This window comes from Galactobacter sp., from assembly GCF_022712295.1.
Taxonomy (GTDB): domain Bacteria; phylum Actinomycetota; class Actinomycetes; order Actinomycetales; family Micrococcaceae; genus Galactobacter.
In genome coordinates this window covers 1-20,557 of the sequence record NZ_JALAGT010000055.1, presented here as the reverse complement: position 1 = coordinate 20,557, position 20,557 = coordinate 1, and the positions used below count along the sequence as shown (strand labels likewise).

Annotated in this window: 14 protein-coding genes; 9 read left to right on the top strand and 5 right to left on the bottom strand. The window is 63.7% G+C overall.

The window, feature by feature from the left end:
- Nucleotides 1-246: 246 nt before the first annotated feature.
- The 3 genes from Q0A15_RS04375 to Q0A15_RS04365 all read right to left on the bottom strand — a co-directional run bounded on the left by Q0A15_RS04375 (nucleotide 247) and on the right by Q0A15_RS04365 (nucleotide 4,235).
- Nucleotides 247-1,533, bottom strand: coding sequence for a polysaccharide deacetylase family protein (locus Q0A15_RS04375; protein ID WP_291278317.1), 1,287 nt, complete (start codon nucleotides 1,531-1,533; stop codon nucleotides 247-249).
- Nucleotides 1,534-1,683: 150 nt separating this feature from the next.
- Nucleotides 1,684-3,030, bottom strand: coding sequence for a D-arabinono-1,4-lactone oxidase (locus Q0A15_RS04370; protein ID WP_291278316.1), 1,347 nt, complete (start codon nucleotides 3,028-3,030; stop codon nucleotides 1,684-1,686).
- Nucleotides 3,030-4,235, bottom strand: a complete 1,206-nt coding sequence (locus Q0A15_RS04365; RefSeq protein ID WP_291278315.1) for an alanine racemase — start codon at nucleotides 4,233-4,235, stop codon at nucleotides 3,030-3,032. Before Q0A15_RS04365 ends, Q0A15_RS04370 begins: the two co-directional genes overlap by 1 nt.
- A 320-nt stretch (nucleotides 4,236-4,555) precedes the next feature.
- On the opposite strand from Q0A15_RS04365, the gene Q0A15_RS04360 reads away from it, so the two are divergent.
- The 3 genes from Q0A15_RS04360 to Q0A15_RS04350 all read left to right on the top strand — a co-directional run bounded on the left by Q0A15_RS04360 (nucleotide 4,556) and on the right by Q0A15_RS04350 (nucleotide 7,856).
- On the top strand, nucleotides 4,556-5,578 hold the full coding sequence (locus tag Q0A15_RS04360) for a cation diffusion facilitator family transporter (protein ID WP_291278314.1): 1,023 nt from the start codon (nucleotides 4,556-4,558) through the stop codon (nucleotides 5,576-5,578).
- A gap of 246 nt (nucleotides 5,579-5,824) precedes the next feature.
- Nucleotides 5,825-6,979 carry an endonuclease/exonuclease/phosphatase family protein gene (locus Q0A15_RS04355; RefSeq protein WP_291278313.1) on the top strand — a complete coding sequence of 385 codons (1,155 nt, stop codon included), beginning with the start codon at nucleotides 5,825-5,827 and terminating at the stop codon, nucleotides 6,977-6,979.
- A gap of 46 nt (nucleotides 6,980-7,025) precedes the next feature.
- Nucleotides 7,026-7,856 (top strand): hypothetical protein, encoded by an 831-nt coding sequence (locus Q0A15_RS04350; protein WP_291278312.1) that lies wholly within the window; start codon nucleotides 7,026-7,028, stop codon nucleotides 7,854-7,856.
- Nucleotides 7,857-8,024: 168 nt separating this feature from the next.
- Here Q0A15_RS04350 and Q0A15_RS04345 read toward each other — a convergent pair whose 3' ends face one another.
- Nucleotides 8,025-9,266, bottom strand: a complete 1,242-nt coding sequence (locus Q0A15_RS04345; RefSeq protein WP_291278311.1) for a DUF445 domain-containing protein — start codon at nucleotides 9,264-9,266, stop codon at nucleotides 8,025-8,027.
- A 70-nt stretch (nucleotides 9,267-9,336) separates the two neighbouring features.
- Here Q0A15_RS04345 and Q0A15_RS04340 point away from each other — a divergent pair, with 70 nt between their 5' ends.
- The 6 genes from Q0A15_RS04340 to Q0A15_RS04315 all read left to right on the top strand — a co-directional run bounded on the left by Q0A15_RS04340 (nucleotide 9,337) and on the right by Q0A15_RS04315 (nucleotide 15,881).
- Nucleotides 9,337-10,200, top strand: coding sequence for a glycerophosphodiester phosphodiesterase family protein (locus Q0A15_RS04340; RefSeq protein ID WP_291278310.1), 864 nt, complete (start codon nucleotides 9,337-9,339; stop codon nucleotides 10,198-10,200).
- A gap of 137 nt (nucleotides 10,201-10,337) precedes the next feature.
- On the top strand, nucleotides 10,338-10,823 hold the full coding sequence (locus tag Q0A15_RS04335; RefSeq protein ID WP_291278309.1) for a hypothetical protein: 486 nt from the start codon (nucleotides 10,338-10,340) through the stop codon (nucleotides 10,821-10,823).
- A gap of 220 nt (nucleotides 10,824-11,043) precedes the next feature.
- Nucleotides 11,044-12,717, top strand: a complete 1,674-nt coding sequence (locus Q0A15_RS04330) for an ABC transporter substrate-binding protein (protein WP_291278308.1) — start codon at nucleotides 11,044-11,046, stop codon at nucleotides 12,715-12,717.
- Nucleotides 12,718-12,812: 95 nt separating this feature from the next.
- Nucleotides 12,813-13,817, top strand: coding sequence for an ABC transporter permease (locus Q0A15_RS04325; protein WP_291278307.1), 1,005 nt, complete (start codon nucleotides 12,813-12,815; stop codon nucleotides 13,815-13,817).
- Nucleotides 13,814-14,815: an ABC transporter permease gene (locus tag Q0A15_RS04320; RefSeq protein ID WP_291278306.1), complete on the top strand. Its 1,002-nt coding sequence runs from the start codon at nucleotides 13,814-13,816 to the stop codon at nucleotides 14,813-14,815. Before Q0A15_RS04325 ends, Q0A15_RS04320 begins: the two co-directional genes overlap by 4 nt.
- A 277-nt stretch (nucleotides 14,816-15,092) precedes the next feature.
- Nucleotides 15,093-15,881: a gamma-glutamyl-gamma-aminobutyrate hydrolase family protein gene (locus tag Q0A15_RS04315; protein ID WP_291278305.1), complete on the top strand. Its 789-nt coding sequence runs from the start codon at nucleotides 15,093-15,095 to the stop codon at nucleotides 15,879-15,881.
- A gap of 1,259 nt (nucleotides 15,882-17,140) precedes the next feature.
- Here Q0A15_RS04315 and Q0A15_RS04310 read toward each other — a convergent pair.
- The gene (locus Q0A15_RS04310) at nucleotides 17,141-20,128 is read right to left on the bottom strand and encodes an RHS repeat-associated core domain-containing protein (protein WP_291278304.1); all 2,988 of its coding nucleotides are present in this window, start codon (nucleotides 20,126-20,128) and stop codon (nucleotides 17,141-17,143) included.
- Nucleotides 20,129-20,557 lie beyond the last annotated feature (429 nt).

Sequence of the window (20,557 nt, the reverse complement as noted above, 5' to 3'; positions counted from 1 at the left end):
CCTTAGAACTCGGTAGGCCTCTCGACACGGGAGAAGCCCCCGTCTCCAGGATTTGCAACGGTCCTGGGGCGGGGGCTTCTCGCGTTGTCTGGGGCTCATGCTGAATCAGGGGGCAGACTTGCGACCACTTCTACGCTTCGCGACGGTTTCCGGGTTCTGCGGCCGTCGAGCGACGGTCGCAGAACGAGGATCGGGCCGCAAACCCACGATCGGGCCGCACACTGAGCCCTCCTGCCCGATCCGGCCTCAGCTGGTGCCGGAGATGGACTTGGGCCGCTTGGGATCCAGCACGGACTTGGGGTCGAAGAAGGACTTCATGGCTTCACGCCCGTCCAGTGCTGCCTTCAACGAGATCCCGTCGACGTTGAACCGGGCCTCACGCAGATAGCCGTCACCCAACTGACCCCAGGCCGGGGTGGAGCCGTCCACGTTGAAGTAGAAATCGAATCCGGCGTGTTTCAGATAGTTGTACTTGGCACCCGAATAGGGAGGGAGCCCGGAGATGTCCGCCCCGAAGGGGTAGATCAGCAGGTTGGTGGGCCCCACGATGGGCTGCACGTCCTTCTTCCACCGCTGGGTGTCCTGCTTGATGCGTTCGGGCGAGGACTTGGTGAAGTTGATGTGTCCCCAGGAGTGGGAAGCGAACTCCCAGCCGTCATCCTTCAAGGCATTCGCCACGGTGGTGGCGGTGGCGGTGTCCTGTTTGATGTTCTTGTTGGGGTCGTCGCTCTTCGGCCCGTAGACGCTGGGTGAGGTCCGGTAGCCGAGGACGCCGTTGTAGCCGGTCAGAGCGATGACGCCCTTGTTCCCGTACGGGGCGAAATCGGGGTGTTTCTTCACGAACTCATCCACGATGGGCATGACGTCGTAGTCGCCCACGGAGGTCTTCTTGGTCTTGGGGTCCGTGTAGGTGTTCTTCACGCCGTCATCGGTGACCTTGAGGTTGGTCGCGAACCCGTCCCCCTTCATGTACTCGTAGTAGGAGACGTCGTCGATGGAGAGCACCAGGGGTTTCTTTCCCCTGGGCACCTTCAACTCGTTGGTGACGAACTTGCCGGACTTGTCCACTTGGCCCAGCGAGCGTGGCGAGACCAGCACGTAGCCCTTCTTGTAGATCTGCTTCAGCATCTTGTTGAACTCGTCCACCGTGACCATGTAGTCGGCGTAGCCCTTGCCGGACTCGCGGTCCTTGAACGCGGTGTCCGCGTCCACGATGAGCGAGTGGAAGAAGAGGTGGGACACCTGTGCGTTGTCCTCCCACACCTCGGTCTGGACCTTGGAGTCCAAGGGCTCCGTGGGGGCCTTGGGTGCCGCGGCCGGTTTGACGTCCTTGGGGGCCTCGCTTGGAGTAGGAGTGCCCGACGCCTCGCTGTTGGGTTCCGCGCCGGCGGAGCCGGACGCTTCTGCCGCGGAACCCGATGGCGACGTGGACGGGGATTCGTCTCCGGATCCGGAGCAGCCTGCCAGGGCTAGGACCCCGGCCAGGCTCAGTGTGGCCGTCGCGGCGGTGAGACGGTTGGAGAAGGAACGCACGAGTGGATGCCTCAAGTTCATCTGATCGGTGGCTTGCTGGTGTTATCCACGGTAGCCCCGTGGTTCCTCAGGTCAACCGTGCACCTGTACGTATCGTCTGCCTGCCGACATCCGAGCCGCGCCGATTCGTGCGGGCCGGACGATCACCGTTCAGCTGGGGGGCGGCCCCAGCACGGTTTCGAGGTACCGGTTGGAGAATCGCCCCGTGGGATCCACTCGGTCACGGGTCCTGACGGCATCCGCGTGGTGCGGGTAGAGCCCCGCCAGGTCCTGGGCGTTCAACGTGTGGATCTTGCCCCAGTGCGGCCTGCCGCCCGCGGCCTTGAACACGGGTTCCACCGCCGCGAAATAGTGGAGGTGGTCCTCCTTGATGAAGCGATGCACCGCGATGTAGGCGCTGTCGCGTCCTGACGCCGTGCCGAGCCAGGTGTTATCCGCTGCGGCGGTACGAACCTCGATGGGGAACGTGATGCCGTCCCGGTAGCCGTTGACCACGCGGATCACCTCTCGCAGGACCTCCTCGGCGTCCGCCAGCGGGACCGCGTACTCCATCTCCCTGAAGCGCGTGCGGCGTGGGGAGACGAAGATCCTGTCGGAGCGGTCCACGTAGTCACGGTCTCCCATGGCCGAGGCCGCGAAGCGGTTCAGCCGGGGCACGGTCCGGGGCAGAATCCTCCCCAGCTCGCACAGGGCGCGGTGCCCGCCATTGCCGAGGATCTCGTCATCCACCAGGTGCTGCGCACGCTTGAGGGGCGCGCGTTCACCACCCATGGGACGCCGCGTGTTGACCTTGGCGGAGACCATGTCGGTGTGCTGGAACCAGTAGAACTCCAGGTGGTCCTCTGTTCGGGAGCGGTCAACGAAACTCGTCAGCATGCCCTCCAAGGACTCTGGGTGCTCCGCGGCGGCGAGGTCGAAGGAAGGGACGCAGCGCAGCGTGGCCTCCAGGATGATGCCCATGGCGCCGAGACCCACGCGCGCGGCCTCGAAGAGTTCCGGGTCCTGGCTTCGCGACACCGTGACGACCTGACCGGACGCGAGCAGCAGCCGCAGCGACGTGAGCATCCCGGAATAGCCTGTGAACCCGAGCCCGGTCCCGTGCGTCCCGGTGGACAGTGCACCCGCCAGGGATTGATGGTCGATATCGCCCATGTTGGGCAGCGCCAGCCCGTAGGGTTCCAGGGCGTCGGCCAGGGTCCACAGCCGGGTGCCGCCCAGGACGGAGACCTCCCCGGTGATGACGTCCACGTGAGTGATGCCCTGGATCCCGTCGAGGCTGATCAAGAGCGTGTTCTCCAGATCCGGAGCGGCGATGGGCGTGAAGGAGTGCGATCCACCCACCACCTTGACGCGGCCGCCTGCCGCAGTGTGGGCGCGGACCAGTGCAACGAGTTCGTCCTCGCTGTGCGGGGTCGCAACCGCGGCTGGGGTGGCCCGGGCGCTGCGCGCCCAATTGGTCCACTCCGGTGGCTTGGAGGTCAATGCCCGACGACGCATCACAGGAACGCCTTCCCCTCGCCTCGGTAGGTGGGTAGGACGTCGGAAACCGTCCCGTCCTCCACGACCACGATCTCGTTGACGCGTTCACACAGCTCTCCGGCCTTGGCGTGGCGCATCCAGACCACGTCTCCCACCTTGAGGGTGTCCGCACTCTCCCCGACCAGTGGCGTCTGCACCTCACCCGCTCCCTCCGTTCCCCGGTAGCTGAGGCCATGAGGCCAGGCCACGGTGGGCAGCCGATCCTGTCCCGGCGCGCCCGAGGCCACCCAGCCGCCTCCCAACACCGTGGCGATCCCGGGAGCTGGCCTGCGCACCACGTCCAGGCCGAAGTGCAGGGCGTGTTGTGGACTGAAGTGCCGATAGTGGTCGAACAATCCTGGGCCGAACACTCCGGAGCCGGCCGCGACCTCCGTGACGGCCTCCTCGGCCGACGTGGATTCAAGCGAACCGGTCCCACCGCCGTTGACGAACTCCAGTGCGCCAAGGCGGGAGACGGCGGCCACCGCCTCCGCCCGTCGGGCACGCAATTCCTGGGCCGAGCGAGCCTGCATGGCGCGAACCATGGTGGCGCGTGGGCCGCGGCCCGCGTTGCCGACGCCGGCGATCTGGCCCTCATAGGCCATCATCCCCACGAGTCGGTAGCCGCGGCGGCGCACCACGGTCGAGGCCAGCCTGGTCAGGTCTTGGGGCGTCCGGATGGGGGAACGTGCTGAGCCGATCCAAACCTGCTTGACAGGGCGGTAAGCGGTGTCCAGATCCAGGGCGATCCGGAACGCGGGGTGGTTCGGGGCCAGCGCATCCATGAGGTCCAGATGGGCCTCGTCATCCACCATCAAGGTGATTGCGGCCCTTGCCTCGGCGTCTCCAGCCAGTTGACGCAGAGCGGGCCCGTCTGCGGTGGGGTAGGCGATGACGAGGTCCGTGAAACCGTGGCTGCTGAGGAAGAGGGCCTCCGGAAGCGTGAAGCAGAGAGTGCCCTGGAATCCGTCGTGGTCCAGGATCCGGCGTTGCAGCTCCCGTACGCGGATGGACTTCGAGGCCAGACGGATGGGGGTGCTTGCCGCACGCCGAGTGAGGTCCTTCAGGTTCGCCCTCAGCGCTGAGGCGTCCAGGACCGCTACCGGCCGCTGGTTCAGGACCGCGTCTGCGAGGGCGGCCTCCATTCGGGCGAAGTGTTCCGGAGGCGGTGTGGTTCGCGTCACGTGTTGGGTCACATCCGAAAGACTACTCGTGGGTAGTTTCGGCGTGGTCCGCTTGGGGCGTGAGTTGTGCCGAGTATTGGGTGGGTTGACGCCGCGTAACTGACTCCCGAACCTGGCGCACTGTGCGCAACTGACTCCAGAATGCAGGGTGAGGGTTGGGGAGTGAGTTGTGCTGGGTGGCGGGGTGTTTTGGGCGACGTAACTGACTCCCGAACCTGGCACGCTCTGCGCAATCGACTCCTGAAGTTCAGCTGCGGATGAGTCTCATTTACAAATAGGCTTATCTGTCAAAAAGAATGGCTTTTGTGTAGCGTAGAGGGATGACTTCCGGATCCGACGCGCACGAGGCGAGCCGCGCCGTCGGGCATGGGCGCGACCACGGTGCCGGCCGTGACCATGGCGGACATGGTCACCCTGGGCACAACCATGGTGCCGGTGCCACGCGGAGCCGCCTGGCCGTGGCCTTCTGGCTCACCACCACGGTGCTGGTCGTTGAACTGGTGGGAGCCGTCATCACCGGCTCCCTGGCGCTCGCCGTGGACGCGATCCACATGCTGACCGATGTCCTGGGCTTGGGCCTCGCGCTCCTGGCCTCCCATTTGTCGATGCGTCCGGCCACCGCCCGCTATACGTGGGGCTATGAACGGGCGGAGACACTCTCGGCCACCGCGCAGGCGGCGATCCTGCTCGGGGCCGGACTCTTTGCGGTGATCGAGGGCGTTCGGCGCATCGCTTCCCCCGCCGAGGTCCCGGGGCTGGGACTCATGGTGTTCGGTGTGGTGGGACTCGTGGCCAACGTCATCTCCTTGGCGGTCCTGGCGGGCGGGCACAAGGAGAACAAGGAGAACCTGAACTTCAAGGCGGCCCTGCTGGAAGTCATCAATGATGCCTTCGGCTCGGTGGCCGTGCTGGTTGCTGGTGCACTCACGCTCTGGCTTGGTTGGGGTTGGGCGGACACTGTGGCCGGGCTGCTCGTGGCCGCACTGATCCTGCCGCGGGCCGTAGTGATCCTGCGGCGCAGCGTCCGGATCCTGATGGAGGCCGCACCCCGGGGGGTCGAGGCGGAGGAACTGCGGGGGCACCTGGAGCAGATACCCAGCGTGCAGAAGGTCCATGATCTGCATATCTCTCGGCTCTCATCCGCTACGGCGGTCCTGACCGCGCATGTGGTGGTGGATGCTTCGGCCTTTGCCGATGGCAGCAGTGTGGAGGTGCTGCGCCGGCTGCAGGAGTGCGCGGCCGGACATTTCCCTGTGCGATTCGAACATGCGACCTTCCAGCTGGAGCCCCCGTCCACGCTGACCCGGGAGCGGCCGCTGCATGGCGGGATGAGCCCCGAATAGCGGTCCGAATGTGGCGCACACCACCCCGTTAGGTCACGGTGAGGTCACGAGTCTGCATCGAAAACTGATGGAGGTATTCAGCGCCTGCATCAGTCCAATCGATGGAGGTTATCGATACATTGCCGGAAGTCCGCGGCAGGATGATCGCCCCGGTGTGCCAAATGGACAAGAACGAACTCTGAAACGGGTTTTTTATAAATTACGACCCCCCTTGCGCCTCCGGAATCCGTACCTAGAGTTGTCGCCATGTTCCTTCGACGTGCCCTGCCCGGGGTGATTGCTGCCGCCGGCCTCATGCTGGCAGGCGCCGCTGTCCCCGCACACGCCGTGGAACCGACTCAGCACGTCGACGCGGCGCGAACAACCGCGCTGGACACAGGGACCGCCAGCTCCCAGGGCGTCAGCGTCGCGACACTCAACGCGGGTCTGACCTCGAAAGCCGACGGCCAGACCCTCGGTGACCTCCAAGCTGGGGGTGATGAGCGGGCCGAGAAGCTGGCCCGGACGGTGGCACAGGAACGCCCGGACGTCTTGGTGCTCACCGGCATCGACGTGGACCCTGAAGGCGACACGATCGAGGTCCTGAAGGACCAGTACCTCAACGCGGCAGGCGGCTCTGCGTATCGCTACGTCTACGCCCCCGCAACGAATGCCGGCGTGGACTCCGGAGCCGACTTGGACGGCGACGGCACCATCGGTGGCGCAGGTGACGCACTCGGCGCGGGAGACTTCCCCGGCCAGGCCTCCATGGCGGTGCTGTCCGTACACCCCATTGACCGCACGGCAGCACGCACCTTCTCGAAGCTGACTTGGGCCGAGGCCCCCGGCAACCATCTGAACGCGTCCGACGTGCCGACGGAGGCCCGCAAGGACATTCCCCTGTTCTCCACCAGTCTCTGGGACGTTCCGGTTGAGGTGGAGGGCGACACGCTACATATCGTGGCAACCTCGCTCTCACCCGCATCCGGCGACGGGACGGATGCCGCTCGCAATCGCGATCAGGTGCAGTTGATTCACGACTACGTCACGGGTGGGGCGAACCTGAGTTCCGTCGAGGACGACCAGGGTCGTCCCGGTCCCCTGTCCTCCGACACTCCTGCGGTGGTCGCCGGCGACCTCGGAGTGGATATCTCCTCCAACGCACCTGCGGCCAAGACCGTGAAGTCGTTGCTCAGGATGGAAGACGTGGAGTTGGATGCCGGCACGTCCGAGAACTGGCTCGTCCGCCTGGAACGTCTGCTCAAGGACAGCGCGGCAGCCACCCGGGTCGGAACCTCATCCTCGCGCTTGGATTACGTCATCGGTGCGGGAGAGCTGCAGAACTCCGAATCCGACACCAAGGACGCCGTCAGAGCCGGCGGCTCCACTCACCGCATGGTTGTTGCCGACTTCGATCTCTGAGGCGCGAGTCAGGCCCCATGCCGAGTCCGGGCCGTAGGCTGGTCCCATGAGCAGGAAGAAGCCGACCTCCAGCAAGAGTCTCTGGGACGTGGTGCCCAAGTCCGGCCGCGAGAACTTTGCCAAGAACCTTGGCTCCGGAATCGACGGACCGGCGGAATTCGTTCAGGCCGGTCTGACCAGTGTGGTCGGGGTACAGCGCCCCCTTGTCCAGGCGTATCTGCGACTGCTCTCCCGACGTCATCCAGACGCTGACCCGGTGGTCTTGGCCCTCTACGTGGAACGCGACTATCTGCGTGCCGTCACCGGAACGGGTGCGGCGGGCGGCGCGGCAGCCGTCATCCCCGGTGTGGGCACGGGTGCGGCCTTGGCCCTCTCTGCAGGGGTCGCGGTGACCTTTCTCGAGGCCACCGCCTTGTACGCACAGGCCATCGCCGAGCTGCACGGGATCGCCGTGACCGACGAGGATCAGGCCAAGGCGCTGGTCATGTCCGTCATGCTGGGCCCCGAGGCCGCCGGATTGCTGGCCGGGGTGGGCGACGGCGTGGCTGCCGGCCGCAAGGGTCGCGGTACCTGGGGTGCCGCGTTCGGCACCGCCACGGGCAAGGGTGGCAGCTGGAGAACCGTGGTTCAGTCCCTTCAGGGACGCTTCCTGCGGCATTTCGCTGCCTCACAGAGCATCGGGCTGGTGGGACGCGCGGTGCCCTTCGGCATCGGTTCCGCGATCGGTGGCCTCACCAACAGGGCCCTCGGCAAGAAGGTCATCGCCTCCACCCTGAGTGCGTTCGCAGGCCTTCCCGCCGTGAGCCGTGAGGAATTGCGCCGAGTCGAGGACGTCGAGGAAGACGCTCCGGTGTTGATCCCCGATTCCGTCTCCTGACACCGGGCCACTGCCGGCTCCTGGCGCTGGGCCACTCCCGTCTCCTGGCGCTGGGCCGCGGCGGCGACGCGGGTGGAGGCAGTGTTCACCCAGCGCAGGGCGCTGTGCCCGACGGCGGTGGGCACCGCCTGTCGGGCAGGGAACCGAGCGCTCGTAGCGCTACGGTGATCAGCCCAGGAACAGCTGTGCCAACGTGAAGATCGCGGTGCCTGCAAGCGCCCCGACCACGGTTCCGTTGAGCCTGATGAACTGCAGGTCCCGGCCCACGAGGACCTCGATCCGGTCCGAGGCCTCGGCCGCATCCCAGGAGGCGATGGTGTCCGTGATCAACGAGGCCGCCTGATGCCGGTACCCCTGAGCCACGTGCAAAGCTGCGGCACGCAGCCAGCCGTCGATCTTGCCCGTGAGAGCCGGGTCCTCCGCCACCCTCACGCCCAAGTCCCGAATTCCTTGCACAAACGAGACGCGTAGGGCGGAATCGGGGTTCTCCGCGACCTCGCTCAAGGCATCCTTCAGCCGACCCCACGTGTCCAAGGCCACCTGCCGCAAACGTGGATCCTCGATCAGTGAGCGCTTGAATTCCTCCACCGTGGCGATGGTGGCCGGGTCATGCTGCATGCCCTGGGCAAGCGAGGACAGCCACTCGTCGATGCCTCGCCGTGCTGCGTGATGGGGATCAGAGACCACTGCGCGCAGGAAACCCACGAGCTCCTTGTGCAGCCGTTCCCCGATCAACCGGTCCACGGCACGGGGCAACCAGGTGGGGGAGCGGTCCTCGACGAGCCCGTGGATGGTTTCCGGATGGGTCTCTGCCCAGTCCAGCGCGCGGGCGGCCAGGACGTCGACGGCGCCCCGGTGGTGGCCGTGCTCCACCACGGATTCCAGGAGCAGGCCCAAGGTGGAGGACCACTCCGGCTCCACCACGTGCCGACGCACCAGGTCCTCGGCCACACGCTGCACGTCCTCGTCCGAAACCACCTCGAGCGCACCCCGGATCACCGCGGCACCTTGCGTCGCCACGCGATCGGCGTGGTCAGGGTCTTGCAACCACGCCCCCACCTTGCCGGCGACCTCGAGCTCAGTCAGCTTCCCGGAGAGCACCTCGTCGGAGAGGAAGTTCTCCTCAACGAACGCGCCGAGGGACTCGCCCAGTTGGTCCTTCTTCCGCGGGATCAGGGCGGTGTGGGGAATCGGTAGCCCCATGGGGCGGCGGAACAACGCGGTCACGGCGAACCAGTCCGCCAAGGCGCCCACCATGCCGCCCTCGGCTCCGGCCCGGACATACGCGGCCCAAGGGTGGGCGTCCTGCAGTAGGAACATCACCACGAAGATCACGGCGAGCACCACGAGCGCGCCGGTGGCGATGCCCCTCATGCGTCGCAGTTGCTCCCGCCTCAGCTCGGTATCCATGCCCCCTATCCTGCCCGGATTCACCTCATCGTCACCTCAGCGTGGCCGCAAGGGCGCTAGCGTTGAGGCCATGACCAGACTGTTTGCTCACCGCGGTTCCTCCCGGCGCTATCCGGAGAACACCCGCGCCTCCTACCTGCAGGCCATCGCGGATGGTGCGGACGGGATCGAGTGCGACATCCACCTCACCGCCGACCACCAACTGGTGTGCCATCACGACGCCGTGCTGGGCAGGACGGAGCGCGCCAAGGGTGAGATCCGGTCCATGACTCTGGCACAGCTTCGCCGGATCGACATGGTCTCCTGGAAACGTGGGCGCTGGCCCTTCCTCCGCACCCGTATCCCAGGCAAGTTCGGGCGAGTCGACCAGCAGCTGTGCACCCTTGCGGAACTGGTGGAGATCGCGGCGAACGCGGGCCGCCCCATCGAGCTCGCCATCGAGACCAAACACCAGCTGGGCCATGATCCTCGCTTGGAGGCCGCCATGACCAATCAGTTGGAGGCGCTGGGATTCGACCGGGCCACGCTCTCCTCCGGCAACGTCACCGTGTCCTTCATGAGCTTCGAGCCAGCGGCCGTCCAACACCTCAGCGCCGAATGGGGGCCGGAGCGGGTGTGCCAGTTGTTGGAGAACAAGCGCCGCGGCTGGGAGGGCGACGTGCTGCGGGGACTCGGAACCACGGAGGACACCCGCTACGCGCAGCAGTTCACGGGTGGCGTCGCCAATATCGAGGACGGGACGGCGGGGATCGTGGGGCCCGGCATCAAGTTCGTGAGGGCTCACGAGGCTGAGTTCCTGCGTTGGTTGGAGACCCACACCGCGCGCATCTGGACGGTGGACAAGCCCGCGGATGCCGCGTATCTGGAGGGGCTCGGCGTCCAGGAGATGACCTCCAATGTGCCCGCGGAGATCCGGGAGTCGCTGGGGCGCTGAGCGCCCCGGTTCAATGCCCGACGACCCGTACCCGGCTCGGTTCCTGGGCCGCCTTGATCTTGCGCGACCTCTGTTCCCCGAACCGGCGCAAGACAACTGTCGCGCAGGTGTCGGACACTGCGGTAGCGTCATGGCCCATGAAGAAGCGGATCCTGGCCCTGTCGATGGCTGCGGCCTTGAGCGCAGGAGTGGTCGCTTGCACCGCGAACAACGACGGTGGGGAGCCTTCGGGGACGGCGCCCGAGCCCACTCATACCTCGTCGCTTCGCACTCCTGACGACCCCTTGAAACGGTTCCAGCAGGACTGGGAAGAGGGACAGATCGACGGTGAGGAGCCCCCACCACTGGTCCATGCGAAGGCGACCGAGCCCGCAGGGTTCGATCTGGGTCTGAAGGGGAGTGCCAGGCCGGACAAGCTTCTGGTGTATCTCGCGTGCTCCCCGGGCGGCGAATACACCGTCTCGGTAGGAGAAAAGAAATTCTCCGGGACCTGTAGCCGTGATGGTGACTCCACGGCGGCGGTCCCGTTGGCCAAGGACATCAATGAGATCAAGGTCAACGTCGCTTCCGGGACCACGTACTGGATCCTTGCCCTTCCATGGGAGAGTGACGATCTTCCCTGACCTGAGGTCTCCGCCGGCGGATGAAGGTCAAGATGCCACACGAGCGATCCCGGGTATCGCCGTCGGGCACCGAGGTTGAAGATCTTGGCATGGTGACTGCGGTCGCCACCCGACGTGATCCATGCCATGACCTCCGGTAAACTCGGGTGCACGCCGACCGCGCGCCGCCCACAAGGCGGATGTCGCGGCCGCATCATCATCCCTATCGGAGGAACCTCCCATGCATCGCACCCGCACCCGACGCGGACTGACCACCGCCGCGGTGATCGTCGCCTCGTCTGCTCTGGTCCTGTCCGGCTGCGCATCCAAGCGCGACGACGACTCGGGCAACTCGTCCAAGGGCGGCGACGTGAACACCACGTTCACCTTCGCCGCTTCTTCCGACCCCAAGTCGCTGGACCCTGCATTCGCCTCCGACGGCGAGTCCTTCCGCGTGTCCCGCCAGATCTTCGAGGGCCTGGTCGGCACCGAGCCGGGCACCGCGGACCCCGCACCGCTGCTGGCCAAGGAATGGAAGGTCTCTGACGATGCCAAGACCTTCGACTTCACCCTGCAGGAGGGCGTGAAGTTCCACGACGGCAGCGATTTCAACGCTGAGGCCGTCTGCGCCAACTTCGATCGCTGGTACAACTTCAAGGGCATCGAGCAGACCGAGGGAGTGGGCTACTACTACAAGTCCCTCTTCAAGGGGTATGCGGACAAGGACACCGACCAGGCGCTCTACAAGTCCTGCGAGGCCAAGTCCGATACCGAGGCTTCCGTCACCCTGACGCAGCCGTGGGTCGGTTTCATCTCCGCGCTCTCCCTCCCGGCCTTCGCGATGCAGTCCCCCGAAGCCATGGAGAAGTACGGTGCAAGCGAGGTCTCCGGCTCCGCAGACGCCCCCAAGCTCAGCGAATACGCCCTGAGCCACCCCACCGGCACCGGCCCGTTCACGTTCAAGGAATGGAAGAACGGCGACCACATCACCCTGGAAGCCAACAAGGACTACTGGGGCGAGCAGGGCCAGGTGGAGAAGGTCGTCTTCCGAGTCATCGCCGACGCCACCGCCCGTAAGCAGGCCCTCGAGGCCAACGAGATCGACGGTTACGACCTCGTGAGCCCCGGCGACCTGAAGTCCATCGAGGATGCCGGCTACAAGCTCATCAACCGAGATCCCTTCAACGTCCTCTACCTCGGCATCAACTCCGCTGAGAAGGAGCTCTCCGACGTCAAGGTGCGCCAGGCCATCGCCTACGCCATCGACAAGGAACAGCTCAACAAGCAGGTCATGCCTGACGGCACCAAGTCCGCCATCGAGTTCATCCCGGATTCCGTGCGCGGTTACACCGAGGACGTCGAGACCTACGACTACGACGTGGACAAGGCCAAGGACCTGCTGAAGGAGGCCGGCTACCCCGACGGGTTCAGCACCACCTTCTACTACCCCACGGACGTTTCCCGCCCGTACATGCCGACCCCGGCAGACACCTACACCAACATCGCACAGCAGCTTGAGAAGGTGGGCATCAAGGTCACCCCGAAGCCCATGAAGTGGACCGAGTACACCTCCTACGTCCAGGGCTCCGAGAAGCACGGCCTACACCTGCTGGGCTGGACCGGCGACTACAACGACACCGACAACTTCGTCGGCGTCTTCTTCAATGGCAAGAAGCCCGAGTTCGGTTTCGAGAACGAGCAGCTGTTCAAGGACCTGGACGAGGCCCGCACCATGTCCGACGAGGACGCGCAGACCAAGAAGTACGAGGACATCAACAAGGAGATCTCCAAGTTCGTCCCGGCCGTTCCGCTGGCGCACCCGGTCCCGACCTTGGCGTTCAACTCCCGCGTGTCCTCCTACCCGGCCTCCCCGGTTCAGGACGAGGTCTACAGCGAGGTCGAACTGAGCAAGTGACCTGATCGAATGGTCGGGGCGATGCCGCTGTCGGTGGCATCGCCCCGACCTTCGGATTTGTCAGGCGCCATCCGCGTACCGCACGAAGGAACACAGTGCTCAGATTCATCATCAACCGTTTAGGTCTGCTGATCCTGACCTTGGTCGGGCTCTCGATCCTGCTCTTCGCATGGGTCCGGGCCCTCCCTGGAGGCCCGGCAACGGCCATGCTCGGTGAGCGTTCCACCCCGGAAGCCATCGAGGCCATCAACAAGGCCTACGGGTTCGACCAACCCCTGCTGACCCAGTACTTCACCTACATGGGCAAGCTGCTCACCGGAGACTTCGGCAACTCCACCCAGTCACAGCGCTCGGTGCTCGCCCAGTTCTTTGACCAGTTCCCTGCTACAGCGGAACTGGCGATCTTCGCGATCATCTTCGCCGTGATCATCGGTATCCCCCTCGGGTACTGGGCCGCGCGCCACTACGGCAAGTGGCAGGACAACCTCTCCGTGGTGCTGTCCCTGCTCGGTGTCGTCATCCCCGTGTTCTTCCTGGCCTTCATCCTGAAGTGGATCTTCGCGGTGAAGTTGGGTTGGCTGCCCACCTCTGGACGCCAGGACATCGGCCTGAACGCCACTCACTACTCCAATTTCTACCTGCTCGACGGGCTCCTGACCGGCGAATTCGACGCCGCGTGGGATTCCTTCAAGCACCTGATCCTGCCCGGTGTGGCGCTGGGCTCCATCCCGCTGGCCGTGATCACTCGTATCACGCGTGCCTCCGTGTTGGAGGTCCAGGGCGCAGACTACGTGCGCACAGCCAAGGCGAAGGGCATGCCGGAAAAGATCCTGCGTAACCGGTTCGTGTTGCGCAACGCGATGTTGCCGGTGATCACCACGGTGGGTCTGCAGCTTGGTCTGCTGTTTGCAGGAGCGGTGCTCACCGAAACGGTCTTTGCCTATCAGGGCATCGGTTACGGGATCGCTCAGGCCATCTCCAACGCCGACTATCCGGTCTTGCAGGCCTACATCATGTTCATCGCGGTGATCTACGCGGTCATCAACCTGGTCGTGGACCTGCTCTACGGCCTCATCGACCCGAGGGTGCGTGTGAAATGAGCGTCAACATGGATCCTGAGAACCAGCGGCCAGGCGCCGCACTGCCCGACGCCCCGGAGGCCTCCTCCAGCTCCGTCGCCTCCGCGACGGGGCCGGGTCCGGACCAGGGGGATACCCGCCACGGCGATCGCGGCACGTCCATCTGGGCGGAGGCCTTTGGCCGGCTGCGGCGCAGTCCCATGGCGATCGCGGGTGGCGTGATCATCCTGCTCTTCATCCTGGTGGCGATCTTCGCCCCGCTACTGGCCCCTTATGGTGGCACGGAGACTCCGGGCATGCGCGAGGTCACTCCAACCAGTATCCCGGGGATCGGTACCGCCGGTTATCCGCTGGGCCTGGACAATTATGGCGGCGACGTGATGTCCAAGCTGATCTGGGGTGCCCGAGCGTCGCTGCTGGTGGGTGTCATCTCCACCGTGATCGGCCTGGTGGGCGGCCTCATCCTCGGCGCCCTGGCCGGCGGCTTCGGCGGCTGGGTGGATACCATCATCATGCGCATCGTGGACATCCTGCTCTCCGTCCCCAACCTACTCATGGCCGTCTCCATCGCTGCGATCGCGGGACAGACCCCGTTCGCGGTGATGATCGCCATCGGTGCGGCGCAGATTCCGGTGTTCGCCCGCCTGCTGCGCTCCTCCATGCTGTCCCAGCGTGGGTCCGACTACGTGCTCGCCGCGCAGACCCTGGGCCTGGGCCGAGGCAAGATCACCATGTCTCACCTACTGCCCAACTCGTTGGGTCCCGTCATTGTGCAGGCCACGTTGGCGCTGGCCACCGCGGTGATCGATGCGGCCGCACTGTCCTTCCTCGGACTGGGTGGCGGCAACCCGAACACCGCGGAGTGGGGTCGCATGCTGACCTCGGCGCAGAGCTTCCTGGCGTCCGCGCCGCAGCTGGCGTTCCTGCCGGGCATCTGCATCGCCATCACGGCGCTGGGCTTCACCTTGGTCGGTGAGTCCCTGCGTGAGGCGTTGGACCCCAAGTCCCGGAAGAAGTAACCTCCGACCCTGACCTCCCACCGACCCTGTCCACCGATACCGACCCATTCCTGGTCGTTGAAGGTTGGATCGTGTCGGAAAGCCGCCGCAGCTGCCCAGTCTTGGGTAGCTGCGGCGGCTTTCCGGTTTTGCGGCCGGGCCCGCGCAGTGCGGCCGGGTTCCCGTGCTGCGACACTCTCCCCGGTTTGCGACCGTCACCTGACGGTCGCTTTTCCCGTTCACGGCCGGAAATCAAGAGAATGGGGGTAGCCAGCACGCCCACCCAAGGAATCGCCTCATGCGTATCGCCCTGCTCCACCTGCGCAACGCACGTCCTCACGCGCCGGAGTTCAACGAGACCCTGAACGGCCTGAACCAGGGTGCCGTTGCCGCAGTCGAGGCGTTGGGATGGGAGTACACCCTAGTGGCGTCCGGAGAACTCCCCGTCACCGCCTCGGCGGACGCTGCGCTCGCGGCTGACGCCGTGGTCCTACTCGGCGGCGAGGATGTGCACCCTGCCCTCTACAACGGCCCGCTCGACTACCCGGAAGTGGACACCTGGGACCTCAAGGCCGACGCCGCGCACCTCGCTGTCGTTGCCGCCTGCACGCAGGCCAGGAAGCCGCTGCTCGGCATCTGCCGGGGGCTGCAGATAATCAACGTGGCCTTCGGCGGCACGCTCGTTCAGCACCTTGAACTGCCAGGGCACCGCTTGCCGGGCCATGGCTTGAAGACCTTTGCTCCGACGCGCCCGGAGTTCGTGGGAATTGTGCCTGACGGCGTAGGCTCGCCATCCGCTGCTGCCTCACCCGCCGCCGCTGGCGGCAGCGTCGGTGGGCTGGCCGGTGACGTGGCGGATGAGCCCACCCTGTGCACGCATCATCAGGCCGTGGACCGAGTGGGGGAGGGCCTTCTGGTGACGGCGCGTTCCGAGCACGGTGTGGTAGAGGCCCTGGTACACAGGCAAGCGCCGATCACGGGCGTGCAGTGGCATCCGGAGCACCCGGACGTCTTGCGAACTCAGCTGGTGGCGCTGTTGCAGCGCCTGGAACGGCAGGTCGCCGTAAACACGGTGCCTTCCAGCTAGCCGTCACGACCGCCGCGAAAAACGTGGTGGTGCCGTGGTGTTTGTGGTCATGTGCACATTTCTCGCCGTCTGCGATCCGCTTCCGCGGCCAACAATCGGTAGCGACGGCAGGCCCGTAATAGGGCTGAATCGATACGAACCTGTTATCAGAGCCTCTCGTAGTTTTGATGAAGTCAGAGTAGATTCCCGTCTAAGCATCGCACGATAACGCATGGCGGGTGAGTATGAGACGCCTAGGAACTCGACCATTAAAGGGGAAGTTGTTGTCGCGCCCAGGAATATGCGCAGGGCTTACTGCTATTATACTTACATTGTCAACTTCTCCGGCGATAGCTGCTGGTGGTGACATTGATAATCTGGTTCCTACTGGCACCTATTCGCCCTACTGCAAAGAAATCGCATCTGGCAATTGGAGTGCAGCAAGCGTCTGCCAAACGGACAACCGGGACATCTACTACTATATGGGTAGTCGTGGTGCCTATAAGCTTGAGCAAGTTGACGCAGACAAGGTGAAGTCAACTCTGACAAACCAATACGCCCCGACTGATTTATGCATCCACTATGATAGTATCCCTACTTTTAGTGGATCAAGTGAAACAGACATTATTTATCAAGAAGGCGATAACATCCCATCGTCGGCCGCTGGTATTACATGGTGTAACGGCAGGGTCGGCGCTCTTAGCTTCAAATGCGATCAAACCTATATACGAATCCGGGGCGCGGGAGCCTATAACTTAAGACGGTCATGTCACGAGACCGGTCATGCAGTAGGACTACTCCATGGCTCCGAGGCTTATCCCAAAGTTGATCGACTCTTCGCAGTTGAGAGTGTAGGTCAGGGGTTCGTGGGCAGCGGCGTGGCGGTACATAGATATCCCACGCCGGCCGTCGCGCACCTAGTTCTATCGTCCGCTGTCCCCTTCTGGACCTTTCTCATCTTCTAGCACCTTTATTTGCCTACTCCCTTTACGCTCCTCTCGAGTATCGAGCCATATTGTAACGAAGGAGACGAAAAATCCAAGAGTTATAACACATCCTCCGACGATATTAATCCAACTCGCAACAGGACCCTCCGGCAGGGTGAGCATAAGTATTACCATTAGGCTTAAAGCCCCATATAGAGGCCATAAAATCCAGCGGCTACGCCTCATTCCAAAATAATCACCATATCTTGCTATAGTGCCGCGATCCGGTTCGTCTTCAAATTCGTCTGACTCCATGTTCATTCCCCGTTGAGGGTGTCCTCTATAATTAGATCCCTAGCGGCGTCGCCACTTTTTCTTACTCTTCTTCATGCCGCCTCTCCCGTAATTGCCTGCGAGTCCTACTGTACCCGACGTTGCGTTGGAGTAAATTTTAAATGCTCTTCTTGAACGTTTTGAAGAGAACTTGGCAACTTTACGGACCGTGCGGAATTTCCCGTAGAATGTCAGTGTACCGGCGGTATTAAGAGCAAAACTTTTCCAAGCTTTACGGTTGCCTCTATAGCTGGAAATTGAAGCCCTTAGGAAGCCAGCACCAATCGAAACTCCCATGCCCCAGCCGGGGACGTAGCCAGAAACCGTTTCGACAGCCTTCAGGCCGTTCATCAGATACTTTCCTCCTCTTCCCTTGACCCACCTCCCGGCCTTTCGAACGGTTTTCCCTACCCGTTTGCCAACCTTTTTTATCCACCGTGGCCATTCTCCACTTGTATCGGCAGTATTGATCGAATCTTGTGGGTAGGCATAGGCGGTGGTGTTGCCGCCGGGAATAGGATCTGTGCTGGTGAAGGATCCCGTGGTTGGGTTATAGAGCCGGGCTCCCATCAGGATCAGACCGGAGTCCGCGTTCAGGGCTCGTTGGTCGGCTCCGTGCCACCCGTACGTTGTGACGCCCGTGTCTGGTGCCGCCTCGTCTTGTTGGTTGCCGTACTCGTCGTACTGGGACCAGCCCTTGATCCCGGTCCCTGCATCCTCACCGGTCAAGGGGATGGTTGTCACGGTGTCCCCGTGTGGGTTGTTCACCGCCAGGTCGACCCTGTCACCCGTGATCGTCAAGGCAAGGTCGTTTCCGATCGTGGACTCATACCGAGTCGTGATCGCCTCAGTTCCTTGGGTCCTGGTCGTGTAGCCGGGATTGTCGGAGTCGTCCACATAATGCTTGACCTCAACGCCGGACTGAGTGGCACCGGTCCCGGTTGTGGACAGGTTCAGCCGACGCCCGGCCGGGTCCTGGGTGATGCTCGTCGTTGCCCCACCACGGCTGATGGTGTGCGCGGAGTCATCGTCAAAATACGACAACGTGATCGCGCCGGTACCGGTGGGCGTCGCATCAGTCTTCGGCGCATCTACCGCAGGGATCGTCGTTTGACGTCCTAGCCCGTCGTACTCGTAACCGGCACCTACGCCCATGCGGTCTGCGGCGTCATACGTCCACGACCGTGCCGAGACCTGTTTCCCGTCCACGCTAGTGGTCAGGCCAGTGCGATTCCCGTTCTTGTCGAAGGCGTACTTCCGCACGCTCACAGGGGTGATAGCGCCTTCGTCGGGATCGGTGTTGAGGACTTCACCCGCATTGGCCGTGGTGTCGGTGACCTGGGTGAGTCGACCAGCCATGTCGTACTCGAAGGCACGGTCATACGCTGCACCTCGATCCCCGCTCGTGGAGGTTCCCGCCAGCACATCGCCGTCAGGGGTGTTCTCACCCACGATGCGCCCGGTCGCGTCCCTGACGGTCTCCCAGGAGACCCACGTGCCGCTGGATGTATGACCGTCCTCGTCCTTCAAGGGACCTTCATAAGCCAAACGAGTCGGTTTACCGGCCGTGTCGTACTCCTGCACCTGGCTGATACCACCAGGCATCGTCTGCTTGAGCAGATTCCCGTCCCCGTCATAGGAGGCCGTGTAGGTTCCGCTCTTACCGTCACCACCGTGGCCGCTCAAGGTCATGGACGTGACGACTCCCTGGTATTCGGTGGTGCCGTCACCGGAGAGTGCCCCGTACTTATACGTGGTTGTCGAGACCGGGGAAACCGTCTTCGCCACGTTGCCGAAGCCGTCATACTCCGTAGTGGTGGTGTCACCCAGTGAGTTCGTGTAGCTCGTCGTGCGCCCCCACAAATCCTGCTTCCAGGACACCTGAGACGCCGGCTGCCCGGCACCGGCCAGCGCCTTCGTCCCGGTCTGCATGCCGGCGGAGTCATAGACACGCTGTGTGGAAGCCACGGCCCTTGAACTGGTCAACCCACTCGTGGTCACCTTGGTCGTATCCTCCTGGCCATCGGCCCGATAGGTCTGAGTCGTGGTGCGCTTGGCACCATCGCTACCCGTGGAGGATTCCGTGAAAGTTGCCGGCTGCCCATAGATGTTGAACGAGGTCTGATACTTGGCCACTGACCCGGCACCGCGAGGAATGGACTTGCACAGATACCCGGCGAACTCGGGCTTGTTCCCACAGGCCGCGTCGGCACTGTTGACGCCAGAGGTGTAGTAAACACTCGTCGTTGTGCCCGCATCGCTGCCGGTGGACCTAGGCTGACGGGACTCGATCACACGTCCTTGATCGTCGTAACCGGTCTTCACAGTGATGTCTGCCGAGGCCTCACCACCCATCTTCGTTGTCACCGTGGTGGGGGAACCTACTACCCAACCCGAGCGAGCGTTGTCCTTATCAGTCACCGCCTTACCAGCCCCATCAACACTGAGGGCGTCGTAGCCATTGACTACCTCGGAGATCGCCGTCCCAGGGGCCGCTTCCAGGTCGGGCTCACCTGCGCCCACCTGACCGGTGAGGACCTTCAAGCTGAGCATGCGCGGCATACCACCAGCGTCCGTGTCGGTAACGGGCGTGTAGGTGATGGTGGTACGCACCCGGGCAGGGGCTCCGTCCTCATCCGTGGTCACTGACGAGTACTCATCGACGACATTGCCTCGCAACATCTCTGCGATGGCCTCATTCTGTGCCCTAGAGGCTGCTTTCTCGTCCTCCGTAGCGCTCGCGGGAACCGTGACCTTTCCTGCACCGTTGTCGTCCACGAACGTGGACAGGTCGGCTGCAGTGGCTTCGGTGTCCCCGAAATACACGGTGCGACTGGCCTGGTCCGTATGCCCACTCACAACGCCGTCGTCGAGATTGTCTGGGTCCTGTGCCATTTCCAGCAGTGTACGAATGCCCAGTGCGTCGTATTCTTCAGTGACATTCCCGTCCGCGTTGAAAATATTCGCGCTGAGCTGCCAGGCCCCATTGGCATAAGAGGACTTGTTCACGACCCGGTTTTGGTCATCAACGAATTGCAAATCCGCGTACTTGAAGTCTTTCGCCGCGACGGAAGCTGCCTTCGACGAAGCGATCGTCTTTCCGGCGCCGAAGACCGCATACCCGGTGGCAGGGCTCTGCTGCTGCCAAAGTTTCGTTGTGGAACTCGAGAGGTCCGGCAGATCAGTGCCATTTCCGGCAGGCTTCACCCCGTACACGAACCGTGCTACCTGAACCTTGCCAGATCCGTCGCTGGGCTTGCCCCGATCCACCGATTCCAGCCAGTCAGCGCGCGTGGTGGGCGGTCTCAACCGGTGGTTGCAACACGGTTGTCGATCAGGCCTGCAAGGCCTCCCGCAAGCACTCCGCGGGCGTAAACCATTCTAGCCGCTTCCGCGGCCGACCATTCAATTCATTCGCGACATATTCAAGATCTTCTG